Genomic DNA, 20895 nt, shown 5'->3' on the forward strand with positions numbered 1-20895 from the left:
GGACATCGCGTTGGTGCGGAGGAGGCGTTTCACGCCCCGCCGCTCAATGCCGGCGGCTGCCAGTCGTACGTCGCCGCGGAGCGGCTCAGCAGGACGCGGGCGGGGAGGAGGCCGGCGAGGGTGAGGGCGGTGTTGCGCAGGAGGGTGGCGGCGGGGGTGTGGAGGGCGACGAGGGTGCCGACGCGGCGGGAGGCGGTGACGACGGCGGTGGTGCGGGGGAGGCGGGTGGCGGTGTAGGCGGGGAGGGCGGTGGCGAGGTCGGTGTCGGGGGTGAGCAGGGAGGCGAGGACGACGGCGTCCTCGATGGCCTGGCAGGCGCCCTGGCCCAGGAAGGGGCACATGGCGTGGGCGGCGTCGCCGAGGAGGGCGACCCGGCCGTGGTGGTAGGCGGGCAGGGGGTCGGCCAGTTCCCAGACGTCGTGGCGGAGCACCCGGTCGGGCTCGGCCATCGCGAAGAGCTGGGGGACGGGTGCGCACCAGTCGCCGAACAGCCGCTGGAGTTCGGCGTGTTCGCCGGCCGCCCGGGCGCCGGCCGGGGCGAGGGCCGCGCCGTAGACGTAGACCCGGCCGTCGGCGAGCGGGACGATCCCGGCGAGGCTGCCGCGGCCCCAGACCTCGCCGGCGGCGGCCGGGCGGCGGCCGGGGGTGACGATGCTGCGCCAGGTGGTGAAGCCGCTGTAGCGCGGGCCGGGGTGCCGGGGGAAGAGCAGGCCGCGGGTGGCGGAGCGGATGCCGTCGGCGGCGACGACCAGTCCGGCGGGCTGCTCCCCGTCGGGGGTGCGGACGACGGCGGGCTGCCGGTCGTCGCCCGGGTCGATGACGGTGGCGGGGGAGTCGGTGCGGACGGCGCCCTCGGGGAGGGCGTCGACCAGGGCGGCGATGACGTCGGCGCGGGCGACGGCGGCGATCGGGTCGCCGAAGTGGGACTCGACGGCGGCGGTGCTGGTACGGGCGAGCCAGCGGCCGGAGGGATGGCGCACGCCGACGGCGGGGTGCGGGGCGGCGAGGGCGCGCAGCCGGGGGCCGACGCCGAGCCGGTCGAGGGCGCGCAGGGCGTTGGGGGCGAGGGCGAGCCCGGCGCCGACGGGTTCCAGTGAGGCGGCGCGTTCGTGGACGGTGGCGGGGATGCCCTGCCGGTGGAGGGCGAGGGCGGTGGTGAGACCGCCGATGCCGCCGCCGATGACGATCGCCTGGTGCAGGCCCATGGGAGGCATGAGGGGCTCCTCTTCGCACGATCGGGTCACTACAGGTGTAGTTTCCGCTTGCTCCAGCACCGTACTACATGTGTAGTGCAACGTAAACTACGGCTGTAGTGAGTTGGGGGGCTCGACCGGAAGGGCCATGATCGGACCCATGACACCCCCGCGACCGACCCTGATCGCCGACGCCGCCATCGACCTGATCGCCGACGCTGGCCTGCGCGGGCTCACCCACCGTGCCGTGGACGAGGCGGCCGGCCTGCCCGCCGGCTCGACCTCCAACCTCGCCCGGACCAGGTCCGCCCTGCTGGAACTCGTGCTCACCCGGATCGTCGAGCGGGAGACCGCCGACTACCCGGTCTTCACCGAGGTCGAGCCGCCGCAGTCCACCCTTCCGCCGCGCGACCTGCTGGTCGAGGTCGGCGCGGAGGCGCTCTTCCAGGCGCTCACCAGCGGCCGCAGGCTCACCCTGGCCCGCCTGGAGCTCGCCCTGGAGGCCACCCGCAGGCCCGAACTGCGCGCCGTCTACGACCGCCTGGGCGCCCGCTTTGCCCAGCTCGCCGCCGACCTGCTCGCCGCCGCCGGCTCCACCGACCCGGAGGCGGATGCTCGTCGGCTGATCCGCTGGAGCGACGGCGTGCTGTTCAACGCGACGGCCGGCAGCGGGCACTGGCGCGTGCCGATGCCAGAGGAACTGCGCGAGGATATCGACCGCTACCTCACCGCGCTGCTCGACGCGGAGGTCTAGCGACCGCAGGCGCCCCTATACTCCGTGTGCTCGATCAGCCAGGGGGAAGCATGCTGAACACGTTGGAGATCGCCGTACTGACCACGATCGGTGCGGCGCTGCTGCTGCGGTTGGCGACACTCCCGGTGCTGGTGCGCGCCCAAACGGCGACCCGCCGACGGGCGTTGGCGGCCACCGGCGCGGACGCGACCGCGGGTGCGCCGGGCGGCGTCGGCGCGACCGTCGGCGAGCTCGCGGTGGGCCTGCTGGCCGTCGTGGGGCTGCTGGCTCTCCTGCGAGTCTGGAGCAGCGTCCTCTACGAGGGACTGGGGCAGCCGTTCGACCTCGACAACGTGAGATACCTCGCCTTCCAGACGCACATGTCCCTCGTCCTGGTGCGGACCTGGTACATCGCCACCTTCGTCACGTGTCTGCTGCTCTGGCTGCTGCTCTGCTACCTGACCCAACGCAAGCTGCTGACCAACGGCCTGCCCCAGCAGGCGTGGTCGGCCGGCCGGACCCGGGCCCAGGTCATCGGCCTGCTCGTGCTCCGCGCGGTGATCGGCGTGTTCGTCCTGCCGGTCGGACTGCTCCTCGTCGCCGTGGTGTTCCAGATCGTCGCCGTACTCGTGAGCCGCCACCCCAAGCCGGTCGGCGCGGAGGGGGCGAGCGCGCAACAGGCCCAGGCGTTCCAGGCACCCCTGGCAGCTCCGAACCCGTACGCAGCCACCGTCCCGCCCCAGGCGTCGTACGTCCCCACGCAGTTCGCCCAGCCCGCCCCGTCGCCCCCGACTGCCCCGCCCGTGCAATCGAGCCCGCCCCTCGGCAGCCCGCTCAGCCCCCACGAGCCCCGCACGATCGGCGGCTACCAGCTCCTCGGCCGGATCGGCTCCGGCGGCATGGGCACGGTCTACCTCGCCCAGCGCCAGGGCTCCGCCACCCAGGTCGCGCTCAAGACCATCAACCTCGAACTCCTCAACGACGCCGAGCTGTTGCGCCGCTTCCAGCGCGAGTCCGAGGTGCTGGCCATGGTCCCCGGTGCGTACACCGCCCGGGTGCTCGACGCGGGCGTGGACGCCGGACGTCCGTACCTGGCCATGGAGTTGCTGGACGGCCACCCGCTGGACGTCCACCTGCGCGAGCAGGGGCCGATCCGCTCCGCCGAGGCGCTGCGCGCCCTCGCGCTGGCGCTGGCCGTGGCGCTGTCCGGGGTGCACCGGCTCGGGCTGGTCCACCGGGACCTCAAGCCCGCCAACATCATGCTGACCACGGCCGGCCCGCGCCTGCTGGACTTCGGCATCGCGGCGATCGTGGATGGCACCCGGCTCACCGCCACCGGCGGCGGGCCGGGCACCCTGACGTACATGGCGCCCGAGCAGTTCGGCGAGGAGCGGGTCGGCACGCCCGCCGACGTGTGGGCCTGGGCGTGCTGCGTGGTGTGCGCGGCGCACGGCGCCAGCCCGTTCGCGGCGACCAGCACCGGCGCGGTGATCCGGCGGATCGTGGACACCGGGCCCGAACCGGCCGCGCTGGCAGCGGTCCAGGCCCTCGACCCGGGCCTCGCCGCCGTCGTCACCCGCGCGCTGGCGATCGACCCGGCGCAGCGCCCGGCGGACGGCACCGCCCTGCTGGCGGCGCTCGCGGCGGCCCAGCCGACGGCGCCGGACCCGGCGGGCGTCCACGACCAGATCACCCGGGGCTGGCAGACCCTCGCGCTGTAGCCCCGGCCCGCAGGCGCGCTAATCCTGGCCCGCGACCGCCACCTCGGGCTCGTTCCGCACCGGGAAGTTGACCGAGTTGGCGATGAAGCAGGCCCGGCGCGCATCGGCGTGCAGGGCGAGCGCCTTCTCCGCCATCCCGGCCTCGGCGACCTCGATCCGCGGGTGCAGCACCACCGAGGTGAAGTGCCCGCCCTCCGCCGTCACGGCCATGGTGCCCACCGGCCGGTCGACGTACGAGGTCACCACGACCCCGTTCACCGCGCACAGGTGCAGGTACGACAGCAGGTGGCACTGGGAGAGCGAGGCGAGCAACAGCTGCTCCGGGTTCCAGCGGGCCGGGTCGCCGCGGAAGACGGGGTCGGCGGAGCCGGGGATGGTCGGCAGGCTCTCGGCGGACACCTCGACGTCGCGGGAGTAGGAGCGGTAGTCGCTGGTGCCGGTGCCCCGGTTGCCGGTCCAGCTGATCTCGGCGGTGTACTCGTGCTGCCTGGCCATGAGTGTGCCTCCGTGGGAAGGGGGTTGCCGTCGGACAGTCAACCGCAGGAGGGCGCCCGCGCGGGGCTCAAGCGCGGCGCGGTCACCAGCGCGGGGCTCAATGCGGCGCGGTCGCCCGCGCGAGGAGCGCTTGGGCACACTCTCCCGCCGAGGACTGCGAGGTGTCCACGACCAGGTCGTACGAGACGCCCCGGTGCACCGACTCGGCCTGTGCGGCGGCCATCCCGGCGACCCGGTCGCCGCGAGCGGCCTCCCGGGCGGCGGCCACCTCGGGGGCGCAGCGGACGCCGACCCAGAGCACGTCCAGGCCCTCCAGCGCCGTCCGCCAGCGCTGCTGGGAGGCGGCCCCACCGAGGAATACCTCGTCCACCACGATCCGCGCCCCGGCCCGGGCCATCGCCGCGACCCCGACCGTCCAGGCGGCGTCCAGCGCGGCGAAGGCCGGCCCGACCTCGACCGTGCCGTCCCCGTCGTCGAGCCCGCCGATGCCTTCGCCGCCGGCCAGCAGCCGCGGCGGCAGCGCGGAGACCATGGTGTCCGCACCGAGGTGCAGCCACGGCTCCGGCAGCAGCTCCTGCAGGCGGCGGGCGATGCTCGACTTGCCGGAGCTGGAGCCCCCGTTGAGGACGATCACACGCATGCGCGCATCGTAGGGGCAAGTGCTCGGCGATGCAGCCGGATTACCGACCCGCCCGGTAGGCCGCCGCCGCGGCCGCGAACGAGGAGGCCAGCGTGGGGGCGCCGGCCCAGTGCAGGTGCAGGTAGGAGGCGTGTACGGCGCCGCCCGCGAAGCCCTCGGTGCGCGGGCCGGTCGGCAGGTGCCAACCCCAGGCGGGGAGTTCACCCGCGCCCGGCTCGCAGACCGTCCGGTGGAACTCGTGCCCGCGCAGCCGGGTGCCGGTCGGGGCGAGCGGGGAGTCGTGCAGGGCGACGGCCTCCCGGTAGCCGAGGGTGAGCCGCTCGGTCATCCGGGACGCGGTGTCCAGCACCCCGCACATCGGTAGGCCGTCCAACTCCCGCCCCAGGTACAGCAGTCCGGCGCACTCGGCGGCGATCGGACCGCCCGAGGCGGCGAACCGGGCGATGGCCCCGCGCAGTTCGGCGTTCCCGCTCAACTCCCGTACGTACAGCTCCGGGAAGCCGCCGCCGATGACCAGACCGGCCGTCCCCTCGGGCAGCTCGGAGGCGTGCAGAGGGTCGAAGGGGACCACCTCGGCGCCCGCCGCGCCGAGCAGTTCGGCGTTCTCGGCGTACGAGAAGGAGAATGCCGCGCCGCCCGCCACCGCGATCCGCGGCCGCCCGTCCACCGGTGCGACCTCGGTGGACGGATCCCATGGCTCGGCGTCCAACTCCGGTGCCGTACAGGCGAGTTCCAGCAGGGCGTCCAGGTCGACCGAGGAGGCGACCAGTTCGCCCATGTCCGCGACCGCCTTCAGCGCCTCCGCCGAGCGCTCCACCGCGGGGATCAGCCCGAGGTGCCGGGACGGCGTGGCGACCGCCGCCGAGCGGCGCAGCGCGCCCAGCACCGGAACGCCGGAGCCCTCCTCCAGGGCCTCGCGCAGGAGTCGTTCGTGCCGGTCGGAGGCGACCCGGTTGAGGATCACCCCGGCCAGCCGGACCTCCGGATCCCAGGAGGCGAAGCCGTGCACCAGTGCGGCCACCGACCGGGACTGCGAGGAGCCGTCCACCACCAGCACCACGGGCGCCCGCAGCAGCTTGGCGACGTGCGCCGTGGACGCCAACTCCCCGCGTCCGGAGGCTCCGTCGAACAGGCCCATGACCCCCTCGACCACCGCGACGTCCGCCCCCGCCGCGCCGTGCAGGAACAGCGGCGCGATCCGCTCCGGCCCGCACAGGAAGGCGTCCAGGTTGCGGCCCGGGCGCCCGGCGGCGAGTCCGTGGTAGCCCGGGTCGATGTAGTCCGGGCCGACCTTGTGCGGGGAGACCGCCAGCCCGCGCGCGGCGAGCGCCGCGATCAAGCCGGTGGCGACGGTGGTCTTGCCCGCGCCCGAGGAGGGCGCGGCGATGACGAGGCGGGGGATGTTCACGGGCGCAGGCTCACCACTCGATACCGCGCTGGCCCTTGCGGCCGGCGTCCATGGGGTGCTTGACCTTGGTCATCTCGGTGACCAGGTCGGCGAATTCGGTCAGCGGCTCGGGCGCGTACCGGCCGGTGATCACGACGTGCTGGCTGCCCGGGCGGTCCTTCAGCACCGAGACCACCTCCTCCGGGTCGATCCACCCCCAGTGCATCGGGTAGGTGAACTCGTCCAGCACGTAGAAGCGGTAGGTCTCGGCCGCGAGGTCGCGCTTGACCTGCTCCCAACCCTCCTTGGCGGCCGCCTCGCTGTCCATCTCCATCTCGGAGGAGCGCTGGATCCAGGACCAGCCGGAGCCCATCTTGTGCCAGTCGACGGTGCCGCCCTCGCCGGAGGCGCCGAGGACGCGCAGCGCGTTCTCCTCGCCGACCTTCCACTTGGCGGACTTCACGAACTGGAACACCCCGACCGACCAGCCCTGGTTCCAGGCCCGCAGCGCCATGCCGAACGCGGCCGTGGACTTGCCCTTGCCGGGGCCGGTGTGCACGGCGGTGATCGGCTGCGTACGGCGCTGGCGGGTCGTCAGGCCGTCGTCGGGAACGCTTTCGGGGACACCCTTGGGCATGTCGGCTCAGGCCGCCTTTCGCATCGCGGTGGTTGCACGGTTCTCGGAACGGTTCACGGACCGGCTCGTGGACCGGTTCTCGGAGCAGTTCTCGCGGACGAGCGAGGCCACGCCCTCGGCGCGCAGCTCGTCCAGGCTGACGGCGCCGCCGCCGAGCAGCCGGGCCAGCGTACGGGCCAGGCCCAGCCGGACCGGTCCGGACTCGCAGTCCAGCACCACGCTCGCGGTGCCCTGGGCGGCGAACAGCGCGGCCGCGCGGTGCGACCGGGTGAGCGCGTCCCGCCCGCCGGTGGCCCGGCCGTCGGTCACCACGACCAGCAGCGGGCGCCGGTTCGGGTCGCGCAGCCGCTCCACCCGCAGCACCTCGTGCGCCCGCAGCAGGCCCGCGGCCAGCGGGGTCCGCCCGCCGGTGGGCAGCGACTCCAGCCGGGCCGCGCCGACCTCGACCGAGGAGGTGGGCGGCAGCGCCAGCTCGGCGCCGGTGCCCCGGAAGGTGATCATGCCGATCTTGTCGCGGCGCTGGTAGGCGTCCATCAGCAGCGACAGCACCGCGCCCTTGACGGCGGTCATCCGCTGCCGGGCGGCCATCGAGCCGGAGGCGTCCACGACGAACAGCACCAGGTTGGACTCCCGCCCCTGGCGCACCTGTTCGCGGAAGTCGTCCTTGTGCAGCACCAGCGCCCGGCCGTCCCGCCCGCGCGCCACCTGGTGCGGCGCGGCGGCCTGCAGGGTGGCGGTCAGGTGCAGCCGGCTGAGCGTGCCCTGCGGCCGCCGGGCGCGGATGGTGTGCCCGCCGGAGGTCTCGGCGGGGGAGCGGCGGCCCTGGGCGCCGTGGCCGGTGCCCCGCACGGTGAACAGTCGGGTCCGGTACGGATCGCCGGCTGCGACCGGTGCCGACTCCCGCGAGGGGGAGGGGTGTTGGGCCGGTACGGGCGGCTGCGCGGGCGCCTCGGCGTCCGACGCGTCCGACGGGGTGTCCGCGGCCGTGTCGGAAGCGGACGCCTCCGGGCCGCCGTCGAAGGGCTCGGGCGCGCCGCCGCCGTCGGGGCCGCCCCCGTCCGGGCCGTCGCCGTCGGGGCCGCCGTCCGGACCCGGGCCGTCGCCCTCGGGCTCCGGGTCGTCCGGCTGCGCGTGCTCCTCCAGCGTCCGGTCCAACTGCTCCTCGTCCAGCCCCGGAGCGTCGAAGGGGTTGCGCCGCCGCCGGTGCGGCAGGGCCAGCTGGGCGGCCTTGCGGACGTCCTCCTCCAGCACCTCGGTCCGTCCCGCCCAGGCCGCCAGTGCGACCGCCGTGCGGGCCATCACGATGTCGGCGCGCAGTCCGTCCACCTCGAACGCCGCGCAGACGGCGGTGATCTGACGCAGAGCCACGTCCGGCAGCTCGACCTTGGGCAGCAACTCCCGGGCGGCGGTGATGTGTTCGGCGAGCTCCCGCTCCTCCGCCGCGAACCGCGCCGCGAAGCCGGCCGGGTCCGCGTCGTACCCGAGTCGGCGGCGAACCACCTCGGCGCGCTCGGCCGGGTCCCGGGTGGCGGCGATCTCGACGGTGAGGCCGAAGCGGTCGAGCAGCTGTGGCCGCAGCTCGCCCTCCTCCGGGTTCATGGTGCCGACCAGCAGGAAGCGCGCCGCGTGCCGCACCGACACGCCCTCGCGCTCCACGTACGAGCGGCCCATCGCGGCGGCGTCCAGCAGCAGGTCCACCACGTGGTCCTGGAGCAGGTTCACCTCGTCGATGTAGAGCACCCCGCGGTGCGCCTTGGCGAGCAGTCCGGGCTCGTACGCCTTGACGCCCTCGGCGAGCGCCCGCTCCAGGTCGAGCGAGCCGACGATCCGGTCCTCGGCCACGCCGACCGGCAACTCGACCAGCTGGGAGGGGTGTTGCGAGCCGGACGGATCGGTGTGCGGCCCGTCCGGGCACTGCGGGTCCGGCGCGGCCGGGTCGCAGGCGAAGCGGCAGCCGTCCACGGTGGCGATGGAGGGCAGCAGCCCGGCCAGCGCGCGCACCATGGTCGACTTCGCGGTGCCCTTCTCGCCGCGCACAAGCACGCCGCCCACGGCCGGGGAGACCGCGTTCAGCAGCAGCCCGAGTCGAAGGTCGGCCATGCCGACGATCGCGGTGAACGGATAGCGGACGTCGGTCATGCGTCACTCCCAGGTGCTCCGGGCGCCAGGAACGGCAGCGATCCGGCCGCCGGCACCCCGCCCTCGATCAGCTTCCACAGCGCGTCGGTGTCCGCGTGCTCCTCGATCAGGTCGCCCAGCCGGTCCAGCCGGGCCTCGCGCGCGTCGGCGAAGCAGGTGTCCGGCGCCGGAACGAACGCCCGGCCCGCCAACTCGGCGACCTCGCGCAGGAGTTCGCGGCGGAAGCCGTCGTTCTCCAACGCGCCGTGCCAGGTGGTGCCCCAGACCGAGCCGACCCGGCAGCCGTCCAGGCTCCGCCCGGTGCCATCGGAGATGAACCCGTCCCCGCCCTCGACCGCGATCACCCCGTGGTGGATCTCGTAGCCCACGACCCGCTGCCCGTACGCCTCGCCGACCGGCCGGGCGAGCACCTTCTCGACGCCGAAGCGCACCCGGGTCGGCAGCAGCCCGAGCCCGTCGACGACGCCCGCCCTGGACTCCACCTCGTCGTCGATCGAGCGCGCCAGCATCTGGTACCCGCCGCAGACCCCGAGGATCGGCAGCCCGGCCGCCGCCCGCGCCTTCAGCGCCGGCTCCAGGCCGCGTTCGCGCAGCCAGGCGAGGTCCGCCACGGTGGCCCGGGTGCCGGGCAGCACCACCAGGTCGGCGTCGGCCAGCTCCTCGGGCCGGGTCGCCCAGCGGACCAGCACGCCCGGCTCCTGCGCCAGCGCGTCCAGGTCGGTGAAGTTGGACAGCCGGGGGAAGCGCACCACGGCCACCCGCAGCACGTCCGCCCCGAGCGGTCCGCGGCCGTCCACCCGGTCCACCACCGTCGACAGGTCGAGCGAGTCCTCGGCGTCCAGCCACAGTCCCGGCAGCATCGGCAGTGTGCCCAGCACCGGACGGCCGGTCAGCCCGCGCAGCATCTCCAGCCCGGGCGCCAGCAGCCGCGCGTCGCCGCGGAACTTGTTGACGAACCAGCCGGCCACGTGCCGCTGGTCCTCGGCCGACAGCAGCGCCAGCGTCCCGTACATCGCCGCGAACACCCCGCCGCGGTCGATGTCGCCGACCACCACGACGGGCAGCCCGGCGGCGGTGGCCAGGCCCATGTTGGCGATGTCGCGGTCGCGCAGGTTGATCTCGGCGGGCGAGCCGGCGCCCTCGCAGACCACCACGTCGAAGCGGCGGCGCAGGTCCGCCAGGCACTCCAGGGCGCGTTCCAGCAGGACGGGCTTGCGCTCGCGGTAGTCCAGCGCGCCGACCTCGGCCACCGGCTTGCCGAGCAGCACCACCTGGCTGCGGCCGTCCGCGCCTGGCTTGAGCAGCACCGGGTTCATCGCCGCCTCCGGCTCCACCCGGGCGGCCTGCGCCTGCATCGCCTGGGCGCGGCCGATCTCGGCGCCGTCGGTGGTGACGAAGGAGTTGAGCGACATGTTCTGCGCCTTGAACGGCGCGACGTGCACGCCCTGGCGGGCCAGCCAGCGGCAGATCCCGGCCGTCACCACGCTCTTGCCCGCGTCCGAGGTCGTCCCGGCGACCAGCAGCGCGTTCCTCATGCCGTTCCCCTTCTCATCAGAAGCCGCAGCAGGACGTGGCCCGCGACCGTCGTACCCAGCGCCAGCGCGCCCACCCGCCGGGACAGCGTGCAGGCCCGCTCGATGTCGTCCACCGTCACCGGCCGCAACTCCTCGCCCAGCACCGGCCGGTGCTCCACCCGCTCGCCGTAGTGCAGCGTCCCGCCCAGGCGTACGCCGACCGCGCCGGCGAAGGCCGACTCGGCCTGGCCCGCGTTCGGGCTCGGGTGCGCGGAGCCGTCCCGGCGCCAGACCCGCCAGGCGGTACGGGGTTCGGGTGCGGCGGCCACCGTCAGCAGCGCGGTCAGCCGGGCGCCCGGCCAGCCGGCGACGTCGTCCAGCCGGGCCGAGGCCCAGCCGAAGCGGGCGTAGCGGGGCGAACGGTGGCCCACCATGGCGTCCAGGGTGTTCACCGCGCGGAAGGCCAGCAGCCCCGGCGTGCCCGCCAGGGCGCCCCAGGCCAGCGCGTTCACCACGGCGTCCGCGGTGTTCTCGGCCACCGACTCGACCACCGCGCGGGCGATCTGCTGCCCGTCCAGCGCGCTCGGGTCCCGCCCGCACAGGTGCGGCAGCCGCTCCCGGGCGGCCGTCAGATCGCCTGCGGCGAGCGAGCGGCCGATGGTGCGCGCCTCCCGGGTCAGCGAGGTGCCGCCGAGCACCGTCCAGGTCGCCGCCGCGGCCAGTGCCGCCCGGCCCAGCGGACGGCGGCCCACCGTGCGGTCCAGGGCCAGCGCGCCGGCCGCGACCGCGCCCACGCACAGCGCCGTGTACGCCGTCCCGGCCGCACGGCCGTCGCGCCACAGGCGGCGCTCCAGGCGGGTCGCGGCGGTGCCGAAGAGGGCGACCGGGTGGCCGCGGCGGGGGTCGGCGAAGCGGGCGTCGGCGGCGTAGCCCGCGACGGCGCCCAGCGCGAAGGCGGCGGCGCGGGTCAGCGGGCGCACGGCGGCGGGCAGCTCGGAGTCGGACGGGGCGGGGCAGCCTGCATCGCGTGCGTGTCCTCACTCAGGGTCCGCGCCCTGGATCGACGTACCGGGGGCGAGAGTCTCCTGGCTTCCGGGTCGGACGCACCCCCGGGCCTTCCAGCGGCTTCTGACAGCCCGCCGTGATGGGCCCCTCCTGTACGTTGGCGGGCAAGGAGGGACTTCCGAGCGTGCTCCCCGGTGACAGTGGCGGGACCGCGCCGGACTCGCACCGGCTTCCTCTCCATGCCTCCGTTTGGCCCGAGGATCCCATCACGCGGCCGATCCGCGCGTCAACCGAGGTCGCGGAGGGGTTGGTCACACGGTGTACCGGGTGCCGCGCTGTGCGATCGCCCAGCGCGGTGGAGGCCACGTCAGCTCCGCTTCGTGTGTTCGGCGGCTGGGGGCGCGCCGAGGGCCGCACCTACCGTTCGGTGCCATGCGCCGCAGAAAGACCCCCGTCGCCGCCCCGCCCCCGGTGCCGTTCTCACCCGAGGCCGCCCGCGCCCACCGGGTCGGCCTCGGCCTGACCCCGGAACAGGTCGCCGAGGGCATGGCCGCCCACGGTGTACGGCTGCTGCCCGGCCACGTCCTCGCCTGGGAGAACGGCGACCTGCGTCCCGGAGAGGCCGAGTTCATCGCCCTCGCCCGCGCCCTCTGGTGCCCCGCCGCCGACCTGCTGGGCGCCCGCCCGACGCGTCTGCGGGACCACCGCATCGCCCGGGAGCTCGGCCAGGAGGTCGTCGCCGAGCGCATCGGCATGCTCCTGCCCACGTACCAGGAGGCCGAACTGACCGGCCACTGGGACGGCGGCCCGGACCAGACCCACGCCCTCGCCCAGGTCCTGGGCCTGCGGCTGACCGAGCTCGTCGAGGCCACCGGCCGCGCCGAGGCCCTCGACCGGCTCCTGCGCCAGTGCGTCGCCGGCCGCTGGCAACCCCACCTCCGTGCCCTCGCCCGCCTCGTCCCCGTCCCCGAACCCGACCTGGCCGCCGTCCTGCCCGTCCTCCAGCAGGAGCACCACGTCCCCACCCACTGGGGCACTCCCAGCGGCCCCCGCACCCCTGCCGCGCCCCTCACCCCCCGGTTCTGGCACCTCCTCGCCGCCCAGCGGACGGCCGTCCCGGTCTGACGATGCCCCTTCCCCGCTGCTCCCGTACGCCCCGGACGGCCCAGCCCGGTGGCCGGGGGCACGCGACTCCGGTGAACTGGTGTACGAACACCGTCCGGTCCGTGAAGCAGAGCGGGGAACGATATGCGTTGGGGAACCGCAGCCGTTGTGGCGGCCGCCGCTGTCGGGGCCGGGGTCGTCGTGGCGATCGGCCGCCGGGCCTCCGAGCAGATAGTCCGTCCGGGGGCGGGGGCGGGGGCGGGGGCGCCCGTGGAGGAGGGGGCCGGGCTCATCCTGGTGCAGACCCTCGCCGCCGGCCGGGTCACCTTCACCCGCCGCCCGGAGAGCCTGCGGCGCGGCCGCTGGGCCGTGGAGTGGGAGGGCGGCGGGCACGCTGTGGTCGAGGAGATCCTGCACAGCGACGAGCAGGGCGTCACCCGGCGGCTGGTCCGCGCCGACCGGGGCACCCTCACGCCCGGTACCGAGGTCCGCTTCACCCCCCGCGTCCTGCTCGGCGACCCCGCCGAGGCGCTCGGCCTCGCCTTCACCGACACCAGCGCCGACGGCGAGCTGGGCCCCCTCCCCGCCTGGCACCTCGACGGCAAACGCGGCACCTGGGTGATCCTGGTCCACGGCACCGAGGCCGACCGTCAGCAGACCCTGCCGGTCCTCCCGGTGCTCGACCGCCTCGGCCTGCCCGTCCTGGCCGTCACCTACCGCGGCGACGAGGGCGCCCCCGCCTCCCCGGACGGGCTCAGCCACTTCGGCGCGACCGAGTGGCGCGACGTCGAGTCGGCGGTACGGCTGGCGCTCGACCACGGCGCGGGCCGGGTGGTCCTCTACGGCTGGTCGCTGGGCGCCACCACCGTCCTGCACACGGCGGCCCGCTCGGCCTGGGCCCACGCCGTCAGCGGGCTGATCCTCGACTCACCCGTCCTCGACCTGCCCGCCTCCGCCCGCCGCGACGCCGCCCGGGCCGGCTTCACCGGTGTCGCCGCCGAACTGGGCGCCCTCGCCGCCGAGGGCCGCACCGGGGTCGACCTGGCCGACTTCTCCCGCCTCGCCGAGGGCGCGGACCTGTACGCCCCCACCCTGGTGCTGCACAGCCCCAGCGACCGGATCGCGCCCTTCAGCACCGTCCAGCGCCTTGCCGCCGCCCGCCCCGACGTGGTCAACCTCCAGACCTTCCCGGGAGCCGACCACGCCGCTCTGTGGAACTCCGCCCCCGACCACTACACCGAACTCCTCCGTCGCTGGCTCACCCCCCTCCTCTGACCCGGCCGGGGCTCACCTCCGGGCCGACATCGGCCCTGAACGTGAGAAGTCGACCCACCCGACTCCTCACGCGGCACCCCCGCCCCGTCACCCCCCACGCCGTCGCCCCGCCCCGGGCCACACCGTCGGTCCGGGGCGGTTGCGGGTCCTCCCCGCAGTCCGCAGCCGCCCACGCGGACCCTGTTCGATTCGCTGTCCGGTTCACGCCCGCCCGCCGTTCCCGCCCGCGCACCGGAAGTCGGCCCCGCCGACTTCCGGTGCCGAACCCCTACCCGGCCGACACATGCCGCCTGGCCGGATTCCCACCCACTGCGGCCCCACCCACCCCCATCCCGACACGCAGCGTGACCGGGCGAGCGAGCACGGCGACGACCCGCCGCGGCCCTGGCATGACCCCGCCACACGTTTCCGGCCAGGCGGTTTGCCTCTGTTGCCCGATCTTGCGGAGGTGCCGTCCCCGGTCGCCCGGTCGTACGGACAACCGGATGTGACAGAAGGCCGGTGCAAGGGGAAGACTGCTCGACGTGACGTCTCGGAACCCGCGCGACCGTGATGCCCCGCTCCCGCCGACGATCGGTACCGGTGCGACGGTGACCCGTCTCCCCGGTACGGCCCACCGGCCCTCCGGTGGCAGGCCGGGCGGGGCCGGTGTACCCCGGCGACGAGGGCCCGCGCCGGCGCCCGGACGGGGCCGGGTTCCCATGCCGGAGGGCTTCCCCGCGCCGGCCGAGCTCGCGCCGCTGGCCCGCCGGATGCTGGTGGACGCCGTCCGGATCGCCCGCTGGGCCGGTGAACTGGACGAGGTCGACAAGCGTGGCGAGCTGCTCCCGGAGGACGCCCGTGCGGCGGGCCGGGCGCTGGCCATGACGGTCGGCGCCGCCGCCAAGGCATGGGGGCAGGCGCTGCTGGTCGGCTTGGTGGAGGCCAGGGACGGCGGGGCCGGCCCCGGCTGGCGCCTGCACGCCTGGGAGCACGACGACGAGGCCGTGGTGCGCGGCTGGTCCGGGCTCTTCGACGCCTGGACGCTGCTCGCCCCGGTGCCGCCCGCCGCGCTGCGCGGCGTGTTCGCCGTGCTGGCCGGGCAGGCCGTGGACCAGGCCCCCCAGCTGCTGTCCTTCCTGCACCTGGTGGACGGCCCGGTGGCCGAGAGCGAGCTGCTGGAGCTGCTGCGCCGCGGCCTGGACGAGCGCCGGGTCGGCGCGGCCCTCGGCGGCCCGGGCATGTCGCCGGTGCCGCACGCGGCCTCGGCCGTCTCCGCCGTCCGCGGCACCTGCCGCGAGCCGCAGATCGACACCCCGGCCGCGCCCTCCGACGTGGCCGCCGTCCTGGACTGGATGCTGGACGGCCTGGCGGCGGTCGGCGCCGTGGTGCGCCGCAACGATGCCGCCGAGCTGTCCCCGCTGGGCCACTGGGCGGTGCGGGCGAAGCTGGAGGAGATCTGCACGGTCGCCCAGACCGCGGCCGGGCACATCGAGCAGAGCGCCTTCGAGCTGCTGAACGCCTGCGCGGACTACTCGCCGGGCCCGGCCCGGGCCGAGTTCCGCGCCTGGGTGGCGGCCCGCCCGGCGGACCGCGCGGTGGCCGAGCTGCTGGAGGCCGCCCAGGGCGACGACGCGCTGGTGCGCGGGCTCGCCTTCGAGGCGCTGCGGGTGGCCGGCGGACCGGCCGAGCAGGCGGTCCGCGCCTCGGTGGACGAGCCGGTGCTGCGCCCGTACGCGCTGCTGTGGCTGGCGGAGCGCGCGGACGAGGGCGTCTCCCCGGCGGACGTGCTGGGCGCGGAGGACGCGGCCTGGCTGTGGGTGGACACCGCGGCCGCGGTGCTCGACCACGGCGAGACGGAGCTGCTGGTGGGCCACGTCGAGGGCGCCTCGGCGGGCGACCCGGTGCGGCTGTTCGCCCGGGCCCGGCAGTCGGGGCACCCGCGGGCGGCCTCGGTGTTGACGGCGGTCTCGGGCGTGCACCCGGACCCGGGCGTGGCCCGGGCGGCCCGGCGCTCCGCCTTCAGCGTCCACACCGGCGGCGCGTAGCGGACCAGGGAACGAGGAAGGGCCCGGAACCACCAGGTTCCGGGCCCTTCACACATCACGGGGGGCTCAGCCGAGCCGCGACTCCGCCCGCCGGGCGCGGACGTCGCCGACCTTCTGGCCGACCTTCCGCCGGATGACCAGCAGCGGCGCCATCGCCGCGAGCGTGATCTGGGCGAAGGCGCCCACGTGCATCAGGGTGTCACCGCCGGGCAGGCCGGTGGCCCAGGCCGCCAGGCAGCCGATGGAGACGACGATCCAGCAGAGCGTGGCGGTGGCCAGCAGCCCCTGGGGCTTCGGGTACTCGATCCGGCTGACCATGAGGTACGCGGCGCCGAAGATGGCGAGCAGACCGGGCAGGAACGGCGGGTCGAGCAGCACGATGGCGATGACCGTCATCGCGCCCATCGGGCAGGGCATGCCCTGGAACACGCCCGGCCGCATCTTGACGGCCGAGAAGCGGGCCAGTCGCAGGACCACCGCCAGCAGCACGGTCAGCGCGATCAGCGCCGAGAGCTTGGTGTTGGAGCCCTGGGAGACCATGCCCCAGACCGCGACGAAGTAGGCCGGTGCGATGCCGAAGCTGATCAGGTCGGCCAGGTTGTCGAGTTCCGCTCCGAGGGCGGAGGAGCGGAGCTTCCGCGCCACCAGGCCGTCGAAGAGGTCGCACATCGAGCCGATCAGCAGCAGCGTCACCGCGGTGGCGGCGCTGTGCCGGTCCGGAGCGGCGTCCGGGTTGGTGATGTGCGGGACCAGGACCCCGGTGGTGATCGAGTAGATCGCCAGGAAGCCGCAGACGGCGTTCCCCAGGGTCAGGAAGTCGGCGGTGGACAGGTGCTGCGGAGAGCGCGGGGCACGCAGCTCGCGGTCACGCGCCCAGCGGCGACGGCGCAGGGCCGTCTCCTCGTCGTCCAGGCCGACGATTGTCTCAGGATCAGTCACGGTCAAGGCGCGTCACCCCGGCTGTGGTCTTCTGGCCGACCTCGACGCCGACCTCGACGCCGGCCGGCAGGTAGGTGTCGACCCGGGACCCGAACCGGATCAGGCCGATCCGGTCGCCCTGCTCGACCTTGGTTCCGGCGGCCACGTACGGCACGATGCGACGGGCCACGGCCCCCGCGATCTGCACCATCTCGATGTCGCCGAGCTCGGTGTCGAAGTGCCAGACGACCCGCTCGTTCTGGTCGCTGTCCTTGTTGAACGCCGGCACGAAGCCGCCCGCCACGTGCTCCACCGACGTCACCGTGCCCGGCAGGGGCGCGCGGTTGACGTGGACGTTGAGCGGGCTCATGAAGATCGCGACCCGGGTGCGGCCGTCCGGCCAGGCGTCGATGCTCTGCACCACGCCGTCGGCGGGGGAGATCACTCTGCCCGTGCCGATCTCACGCTCGGGGTCGCGGAAGAACCACAGCATGCCCGCGCTGAGCGCGCAGGCCGGAACCGCAGCCAGGGCCCACTTGCCGCTACGCCGGGTGAGGGCGGTGGTCACGGCTGCCGTGGCGAGGGTGGGGACGAACCAGGGGGTGGCTCCGCGCGCGATGGTCACGCGGGGTCGCCGACCGGCCGCCGGGGCTGCGAGGGCATCGCGGTCCGTGACGGAGGTGTGAGGGGACGGGCTGATGGGCATCGAAGACCTTTGTCGCGGGGGATCATGGCCGCTGGACGGGGGCCACCGCGGGATCGGTAATAGAGGGACGGCTTGCTGTCCCGGTGGATGCTATCGGGAGCACACGGTGGGTGGGCAACCCGCCTGCTCGTTCATGTGTCCGGTGGGAGCGCGTATGCGCATCCCACCGGTACGACCGTAGCTCGCCCCGGTCCGGTTCCCAAGGGACCGGACACGGCTGGTGACTCTTGTCTCAGCGGGGGAGCGGCCGGAATCCGAAGGGGGACACGGGCCGTAGCGGCCGGAAGAAGGTGCACGGAAGCGGCCGCAGGGCGTGTTGCTGCAGCTGTACGCCCTGCGGCCGCTTTCCGGAGGGCCGTGCCGGACCCAGGCGGACCAGGCCGGGCCCGTGACGGGGCACGGCGCTCAGCCGGGACGGGCCCGCACGCCCGTCGACCGGCGGTTCGAGAGGGGCCGTCCCCCCGTCGACGTCCGTCCGGGACGTCCGTCGACGGGGACGGCCCCGTGATCACTCGGCGATCCGGTACTCCTCCAGGAGCCGGCGTCCGACGATCATCTTCTGGATCTCCGCAGTTCCTTCACCGATGAGCAGCATCGGGGCCTCGCGGTAGAGGCGCTCGATCTCGTACTCCTTGGAGAAGCCGTAGCCGCCGTGGATGCGGAAGGCGTCCTCGACGACCTCCTTGCAGTACTCGGAGGCCAGGTACTTGGCCATGCCGGCCTCGAGGTCGTTGCGCTCGCCGCTGTCCTTCTTGCGGGCGGCCATCACCATCATCTGGTGGGCGGCCTCGACCTTGGTGGCCATCTCGGCGAGCTTGAACTGGATCGCCTGGTGCTCGGCGATCTTCTTGCCGAAGGTGGAGCGCTGCTGGGCGTAGGAGATGCCGAGCTCGAAGGCGCGGCGGGCGACGCCGCAGCCGCGGGCGGCGACGTTGACGCGGCCGACCTCGACGCCGTCCATCATCTGGTAGAAGCCGCGGCCCGGGACGCCGCCGAGGATGCGGTCGGCCGGGATCCGCACGTCCTGCAGCACCAGCTCGGTGGTGTCGACGCCCTTGTAGCCCATCTTCTCGATCTTCCCGGGCACGGTGAGGCCCGGGACGGTCGGGTTCGGGCCGAAGCCGGCCGTCTTCTCGATCAGGAAGGTGGTCATGTTCTTGTACGGGGAGTTGCCGCCCTCGTCGGTCTTGCACAGGACCGCGACCAGGGTGGAGGTACCGCCGTTGGTGAGCCACATCTTCTGGCCGTTGAGGACGTAGAACTCTCCGTCCTTGACGCCCTTGGTGGAGATGGCCGAAACGTCGGAGCCGAGGCCCGGCTCGGACATCGAGAAGGCGCCGCGGATTTCGCCGGCGGCCATCTTCGGCAGGAAGTAGTCCTTCTGCTCCTGGGTGCCGTGGGCGTTGATCATGTGCGCCACGATGAAGTGGGTGTTCACGATGCCGGAGACCGACATCCAACCGCGGGCGATCTCCTCGACCACCAGGGCGTAGGTGAGCAGGGACTCGCCGAGGCCGCCGTACTCCTCGGGGATGGTGAGGCCGAAGAGCCCGAGCTGCTTCATGCCCTCGACGATGGCGGTCGGGTACTCGTCCTTGTGCTCCAGCTCGGTCGCGACCGGAATGATCTCCTTGTCGACGAAATCCCGCACGGTGGCGAGGATGTCCCGCTGGATCTCGGTGAGGCCGTCGGTCTGTGCGAGGCGTCCCATCGTGCGGCTCCGGAAAGGTCTGAGGGGCTGGGGGAAGGTCTGCGGTCCCCCGGAAAGGCCGGGGGGGGGGATTGCCGGGGGCCCTGCAGGCGTGGCTGCGACAGCAGGGCCCCCGTCCGGGTGGGGGTCGGCCGATGACGGCGGCCTCCCCGTCCGGGGCCTATCTATAAGGAGGGGCTAGGCGAGGGGCTCGGGACGGCCGGGCTGCTCGCCGCCGCGCTCCTTGATGTACGTCGCGGTCGGCACCATCACCTTGCGGCGGAAGATGCAGACGACCGTGCCGTCCTGCTTGTACCCCTTGGTCTCGACGTAGACGATGCCGCGGTCGTCCTTGGACTTGGACGGCCACTTGTCGAGGACGGTGGTCTCGCCGTAGATGGTGTCGCCGTGGAAGGTCGGCGCGATGTGGCGCAGCGACTCGATCTCCAGGTTGGCGATCGCCTTGCCGGAGACGTCCGGGACGGACATGCCGAGCAGCAGCGAGTAGATGTAGTTGCCCACGACGACGTTCTTCCCGAAGTCCGTCGTCTTCTCCGCATAGTTGGTGTCCATGTGGAGCGGGTGGTGGTTCATGGTGAGCAGGCAGAAGAGGTGGTCGTCGTACTCGGTGACGGTCTTCCCGGGCCAGTGCTTGTAGACCGCGCCGACCTCGAACTCCTCGTAGGTGCGTCCGAACTGCATGGCTCAGGCCTCCGCCTTCTTGTCAGTGTCGGGCAGTTCGAACTTGGTGGTGCGCTGCATGCCGGCGGCCCGGCCCTTGCCGGCGATGACCAGCGCCATCTTGCGGCTGGCCTCGTCGATCATCTCGTCGCCGAGCATCGCGGAGCCCTTGGCGCCACCCGCCTCGGAGGTGCAGTAGTCGTACGCGTCGAGGATCAGCTCGGCGTGGTCGTAGTCCTCCTGCGAGGGCGAGTAGATCTCGTTCGCGGCGGCGACCTGGTCCGGGTGCAGCACCCACTTGCCGTCGAAGCCGAGGGCGGCGGAGCGGCCGGCGACCTCGCGGTAGCCCTCCTGGTTGCGGATCTGCAGGTACGGGCCGTCGATCGCCTGCAGGTCGTTGGCGCGGGCGGCCATCAGGATGCGCATCAGGATGTAGTGGTAGGCGTCGGCCGGGTAGCCGGGCGGCTGCTCGCCGACCACCAGGGACTTCATGTTGATCGAGGCCATGAAGTCGGCGGGGCCGAAGATGATGGTCTCCAGCCGGGGCGAGGCCTCGGCGATGGCGTCGACGTTGATCAGGCCCTTGGCGTTCTCGATCTGCGCCTCGATGCCGATCTTGCCGACCTCGAAGCCCATGGTCTTCTCGATCTGGGTGAGCAGCAGGTCGAGCGCCTTGACCTGCTCGGCGTCCTGGACCTTGGGGAGCATGATGCAGTCCAGGTTGGGGCCGGCGCCCTCGACCACGGTGATCACGTCGCGGTAGGTCCAGTGCGTGGTCCAGTCGTTGACCCGGACGACCTTGGTCTTGTTGCCCCAGTCGCCGTTGTTGAGCGCGTCGACGATGTTGTGGCGGGCGCTCTCCTTGACCAGGGGGGCGCAGGCGTCCTCCAGGTCGAGGAAGACCTGGTCGGCCGGCAGGCCCTGGGCCTTCTCCAGGAAGCGCGGGTTGCTGCCCGGTACGGCGAGGCAGGAGCGGCGCGGGCGCAGGCGGTTGCTTGAAATGTCGCTGGCGTTGCTCATGAGGGTGGTT

18 protein-coding genes and 1 riboswitch are annotated in these 20895 nt (G+C 74.0%); of the genes, 5 read left to right on the plus strand and 13 right to left on the minus strand.

Annotated features, from left to right (window positions below):
• Positions 1-29 precede the first annotated feature (29 nt).
• Entirely contained in the window at positions 30-1214 is a 1185-nt protein-coding gene (locus tag ACH4E7_RS14085) for an FAD-dependent monooxygenase (RefSeq protein ID WP_396249298.1), read from the minus strand.
• Between the two features lie 139 nt (positions 1215-1353).
• Here ACH4E7_RS14085 and ACH4E7_RS14090 point away from each other — a divergent pair, with 139 nt between their 5' ends.
• Positions 1354-1947 (plus strand): TetR/AcrR family transcriptional regulator, encoded by a 594-nt coding sequence (locus ACH4E7_RS14090; RefSeq protein WP_396249299.1) that lies wholly within the window; start codon positions 1354-1356, stop codon positions 1945-1947.
• Positions 1948-1997: 50 nt separating this feature from the next.
• Positions 1998-3647, plus strand: coding sequence for a serine/threonine-protein kinase (locus tag ACH4E7_RS14095; protein ID WP_396249300.1), 1650 nt, complete (start codon positions 1998-2000; stop codon positions 3645-3647).
• 18 nt (positions 3648-3665) lie between these two features.
• Here ACH4E7_RS14095 and ACH4E7_RS14100 read toward each other — a convergent pair whose 3' ends face one another.
• From ACH4E7_RS14100 to ACH4E7_RS14130, 7 genes are all read right to left on the minus strand, one after another.
• The gene (locus tag ACH4E7_RS14100) at positions 3666-4142 is read right to left on the minus strand and encodes an OsmC family protein (RefSeq protein ID WP_396249301.1); all 477 of its coding nucleotides are present in this window, start codon (positions 4140-4142) and stop codon (positions 3666-3668) included.
• Between the two features lie 97 nt (positions 4143-4239).
• Positions 4240-4776, minus strand: a complete 537-nt coding sequence (cpt, locus tag ACH4E7_RS14105; RefSeq protein WP_396249381.1) for a chloramphenicol phosphotransferase CPT — start codon at positions 4774-4776, stop codon at positions 4240-4242.
• 46 nt (positions 4777-4822) lie between these two features.
• A complete protein-coding gene (locus ACH4E7_RS14110; RefSeq protein WP_396249302.1) occupies positions 4823-6190 on the minus strand; it encodes a cobyrinate a,c-diamide synthase in 1368 nt (455 codons plus the stop codon).
• Between the two features lie 10 nt (positions 6191-6200).
• A complete protein-coding gene (gene cobO, locus ACH4E7_RS14115; protein ID WP_396249303.1) occupies positions 6201-6806 on the minus strand; it encodes a cob(I)yrinic acid a,c-diamide adenosyltransferase in 606 nt (201 codons plus the stop codon).
• 6 nt (positions 6807-6812) lie between these two features.
• Positions 6813-8945 carry a putative cobaltochelatase gene (locus ACH4E7_RS14120; RefSeq protein WP_396249304.1) on the minus strand — a complete coding sequence of 711 codons (2133 nt, stop codon included), beginning with the start codon at positions 8943-8945 and terminating at the stop codon, positions 6813-6815.
• Positions 8942-10480 carry a cobyric acid synthase gene (locus ACH4E7_RS14125; RefSeq protein WP_396249305.1) on the minus strand — a complete coding sequence of 513 codons (1539 nt, stop codon included), beginning with the start codon at positions 10478-10480 and terminating at the stop codon, positions 8942-8944. The genes ACH4E7_RS14120 and ACH4E7_RS14125 overlap by 4 nt, the downstream gene beginning before the upstream one ends.
• Positions 10477-11439 (minus strand): cobalamin biosynthesis protein, encoded by a 963-nt coding sequence (locus tag ACH4E7_RS14130; RefSeq protein ID WP_396249306.1) that lies wholly within the window; start codon positions 11437-11439, stop codon positions 10477-10479. Before ACH4E7_RS14130 ends, ACH4E7_RS14125 begins: the two co-directional genes overlap by 4 nt.
• A 98-nt stretch (positions 11440-11537) precedes the next feature.
• Positions 11538-11701, minus strand: a riboswitch (cobalamin riboswitch).
• 195 nt (positions 11702-11896) lie between these two features.
• Between ACH4E7_RS14130 and ACH4E7_RS14135 the strand changes: the two genes are divergently transcribed.
• From ACH4E7_RS14135 to ACH4E7_RS14145, 3 genes are all read left to right on the plus strand, one after another.
• Positions 11897-12589, plus strand: a complete 693-nt coding sequence (locus ACH4E7_RS14135; RefSeq protein WP_396249307.1) for a helix-turn-helix domain-containing protein — start codon at positions 11897-11899, stop codon at positions 12587-12589.
• Between the two features lie 147 nt (positions 12590-12736).
• Entirely contained in the window at positions 12737-13843 is a 1107-nt protein-coding gene (locus ACH4E7_RS14140) for an alpha/beta hydrolase family protein (protein WP_396249308.1), read from the plus strand.
• 701 nt (positions 13844-14544) lie between these two features.
• Positions 14545-15870, plus strand: coding sequence for a hypothetical protein (locus ACH4E7_RS14145; RefSeq protein ID WP_396249309.1), 1326 nt, complete (start codon positions 14545-14547; stop codon positions 15868-15870).
• Between the two features lie 66 nt (positions 15871-15936).
• Here ACH4E7_RS14145 and ACH4E7_RS14150 read toward each other — a convergent pair whose 3' ends face one another.
• From ACH4E7_RS14150 to ACH4E7_RS14170, 5 genes are all read right to left on the minus strand, one after another.
• Positions 15937-16815: a CDP-alcohol phosphatidyltransferase family protein gene (locus tag ACH4E7_RS14150; protein WP_392903669.1), complete on the minus strand. Its 879-nt coding sequence runs from the start codon at positions 16813-16815 to the stop codon at positions 15937-15939.
• Entirely contained in the window at positions 16802-17494 is a 693-nt protein-coding gene (locus ACH4E7_RS14155) for a phosphatidylserine decarboxylase (RefSeq protein WP_396249310.1), read from the minus strand. The genes ACH4E7_RS14150 and ACH4E7_RS14155 overlap by 14 nt, the downstream gene beginning before the upstream one ends.
• Positions 17495-18002: 508 nt before the next feature.
• Positions 18003-19205: an acyl-CoA dehydrogenase family protein gene (locus ACH4E7_RS14160; protein ID WP_396249311.1), complete on the minus strand. Its 1203-nt coding sequence runs from the start codon at positions 19203-19205 to the stop codon at positions 18003-18005.
• A 177-nt stretch (positions 19206-19382) separates the two neighbouring features.
• Complete coding sequence (locus ACH4E7_RS14165) at positions 19383-19886, minus strand: MaoC family dehydratase (protein ID WP_396249312.1); 504 nt, start codon at positions 19884-19886, stop codon at positions 19383-19385.
• Between the two features lie 3 nt (positions 19887-19889).
• Positions 19890-20885: an HpcH/HpaI aldolase/citrate lyase family protein gene (locus tag ACH4E7_RS14170; RefSeq protein ID WP_396249313.1), complete on the minus strand. Its 996-nt coding sequence runs from the start codon at positions 20883-20885 to the stop codon at positions 19890-19892.
• Positions 20886-20895: the final 10 nt, after the last annotated feature.

It is taken from the genome of Kitasatospora sp. NPDC018058 (genome assembly GCF_044327205.1).
Taxonomy (GTDB): Bacteria; Actinomycetota; Actinomycetes; order Streptomycetales; family Streptomycetaceae; genus Kitasatospora.

Excerpts from the sequence above, each read along its gene's own strand:
- ACH4E7_RS14160 (WP_396249311.1), bottom strand. The coding sequence starts at position 19,205 with ATGGGACGCCTCGCACAGACCGACGGCCTCACCGAGATCCAGCGGGAC.
- ACH4E7_RS14090 (WP_396249299.1), top strand. The coding sequence starts at position 1,354 with ATGACACCCCCGCGACCGACCCTGATCGCCGACGCCGCCATCGACCTG.
- ACH4E7_RS14100 (WP_396249301.1), bottom strand. The coding sequence starts at position 4,142 with ATGGCCAGGCAGCACGAGTACACCGCCGAGATCAGCTGGACCGGCAAC.
- ACH4E7_RS14165 (WP_396249312.1), bottom strand. The coding sequence starts at position 19,886 with ATGCAGTTCGGACGCACCTACGAGGAGTTCGAGGTCGGCGCGGTCTAC.
- cobO (WP_396249303.1), bottom strand. The coding sequence starts at position 6,806 with ATGCCCAAGGGTGTCCCCGAAAGCGTTCCCGACGACGGCCTGACGACC.
- ACH4E7_RS14170 (WP_396249313.1), bottom strand. The coding sequence starts at position 20,885 with ATGAGCAACGCCAGCGACATTTCAAGCAACCGCCTGCGCCCGCGCCGC.
- ACH4E7_RS14145 (WP_396249309.1), top strand. The coding sequence starts at position 14,545 with ATGCCGGAGGGCTTCCCCGCGCCGGCCGAGCTCGCGCCGCTGGCCCGC.
- ACH4E7_RS14135 (WP_396249307.1), top strand. The coding sequence starts at position 11,897 with ATGCGCCGCAGAAAGACCCCCGTCGCCGCCCCGCCCCCGGTGCCGTTC.
- ACH4E7_RS14095 (WP_396249300.1), top strand. The coding sequence starts at position 1,998 with ATGCTGAACACGTTGGAGATCGCCGTACTGACCACGATCGGTGCGGCG.
- ACH4E7_RS14155 (WP_396249310.1), bottom strand. The coding sequence starts at position 17,494 with ATGCCCATCAGCCCGTCCCCTCACACCTCCGTCACGGACCGCGATGCC.
- ACH4E7_RS14085 (WP_396249298.1), bottom strand. The coding sequence starts at position 1,214 with ATGCCTCCCATGGGCCTGCACCAGGCGATCGTCATCGGCGGCGGCATC.
- ACH4E7_RS14125 (WP_396249305.1), bottom strand. The coding sequence starts at position 10,480 with ATGAGGAACGCGCTGCTGGTCGCCGGGACGACCTCGGACGCGGGCAAG.
- ACH4E7_RS14120 (WP_396249304.1), bottom strand. The coding sequence starts at position 8,945 with ATGACCGACGTCCGCTATCCGTTCACCGCGATCGTCGGCATGGCCGAC.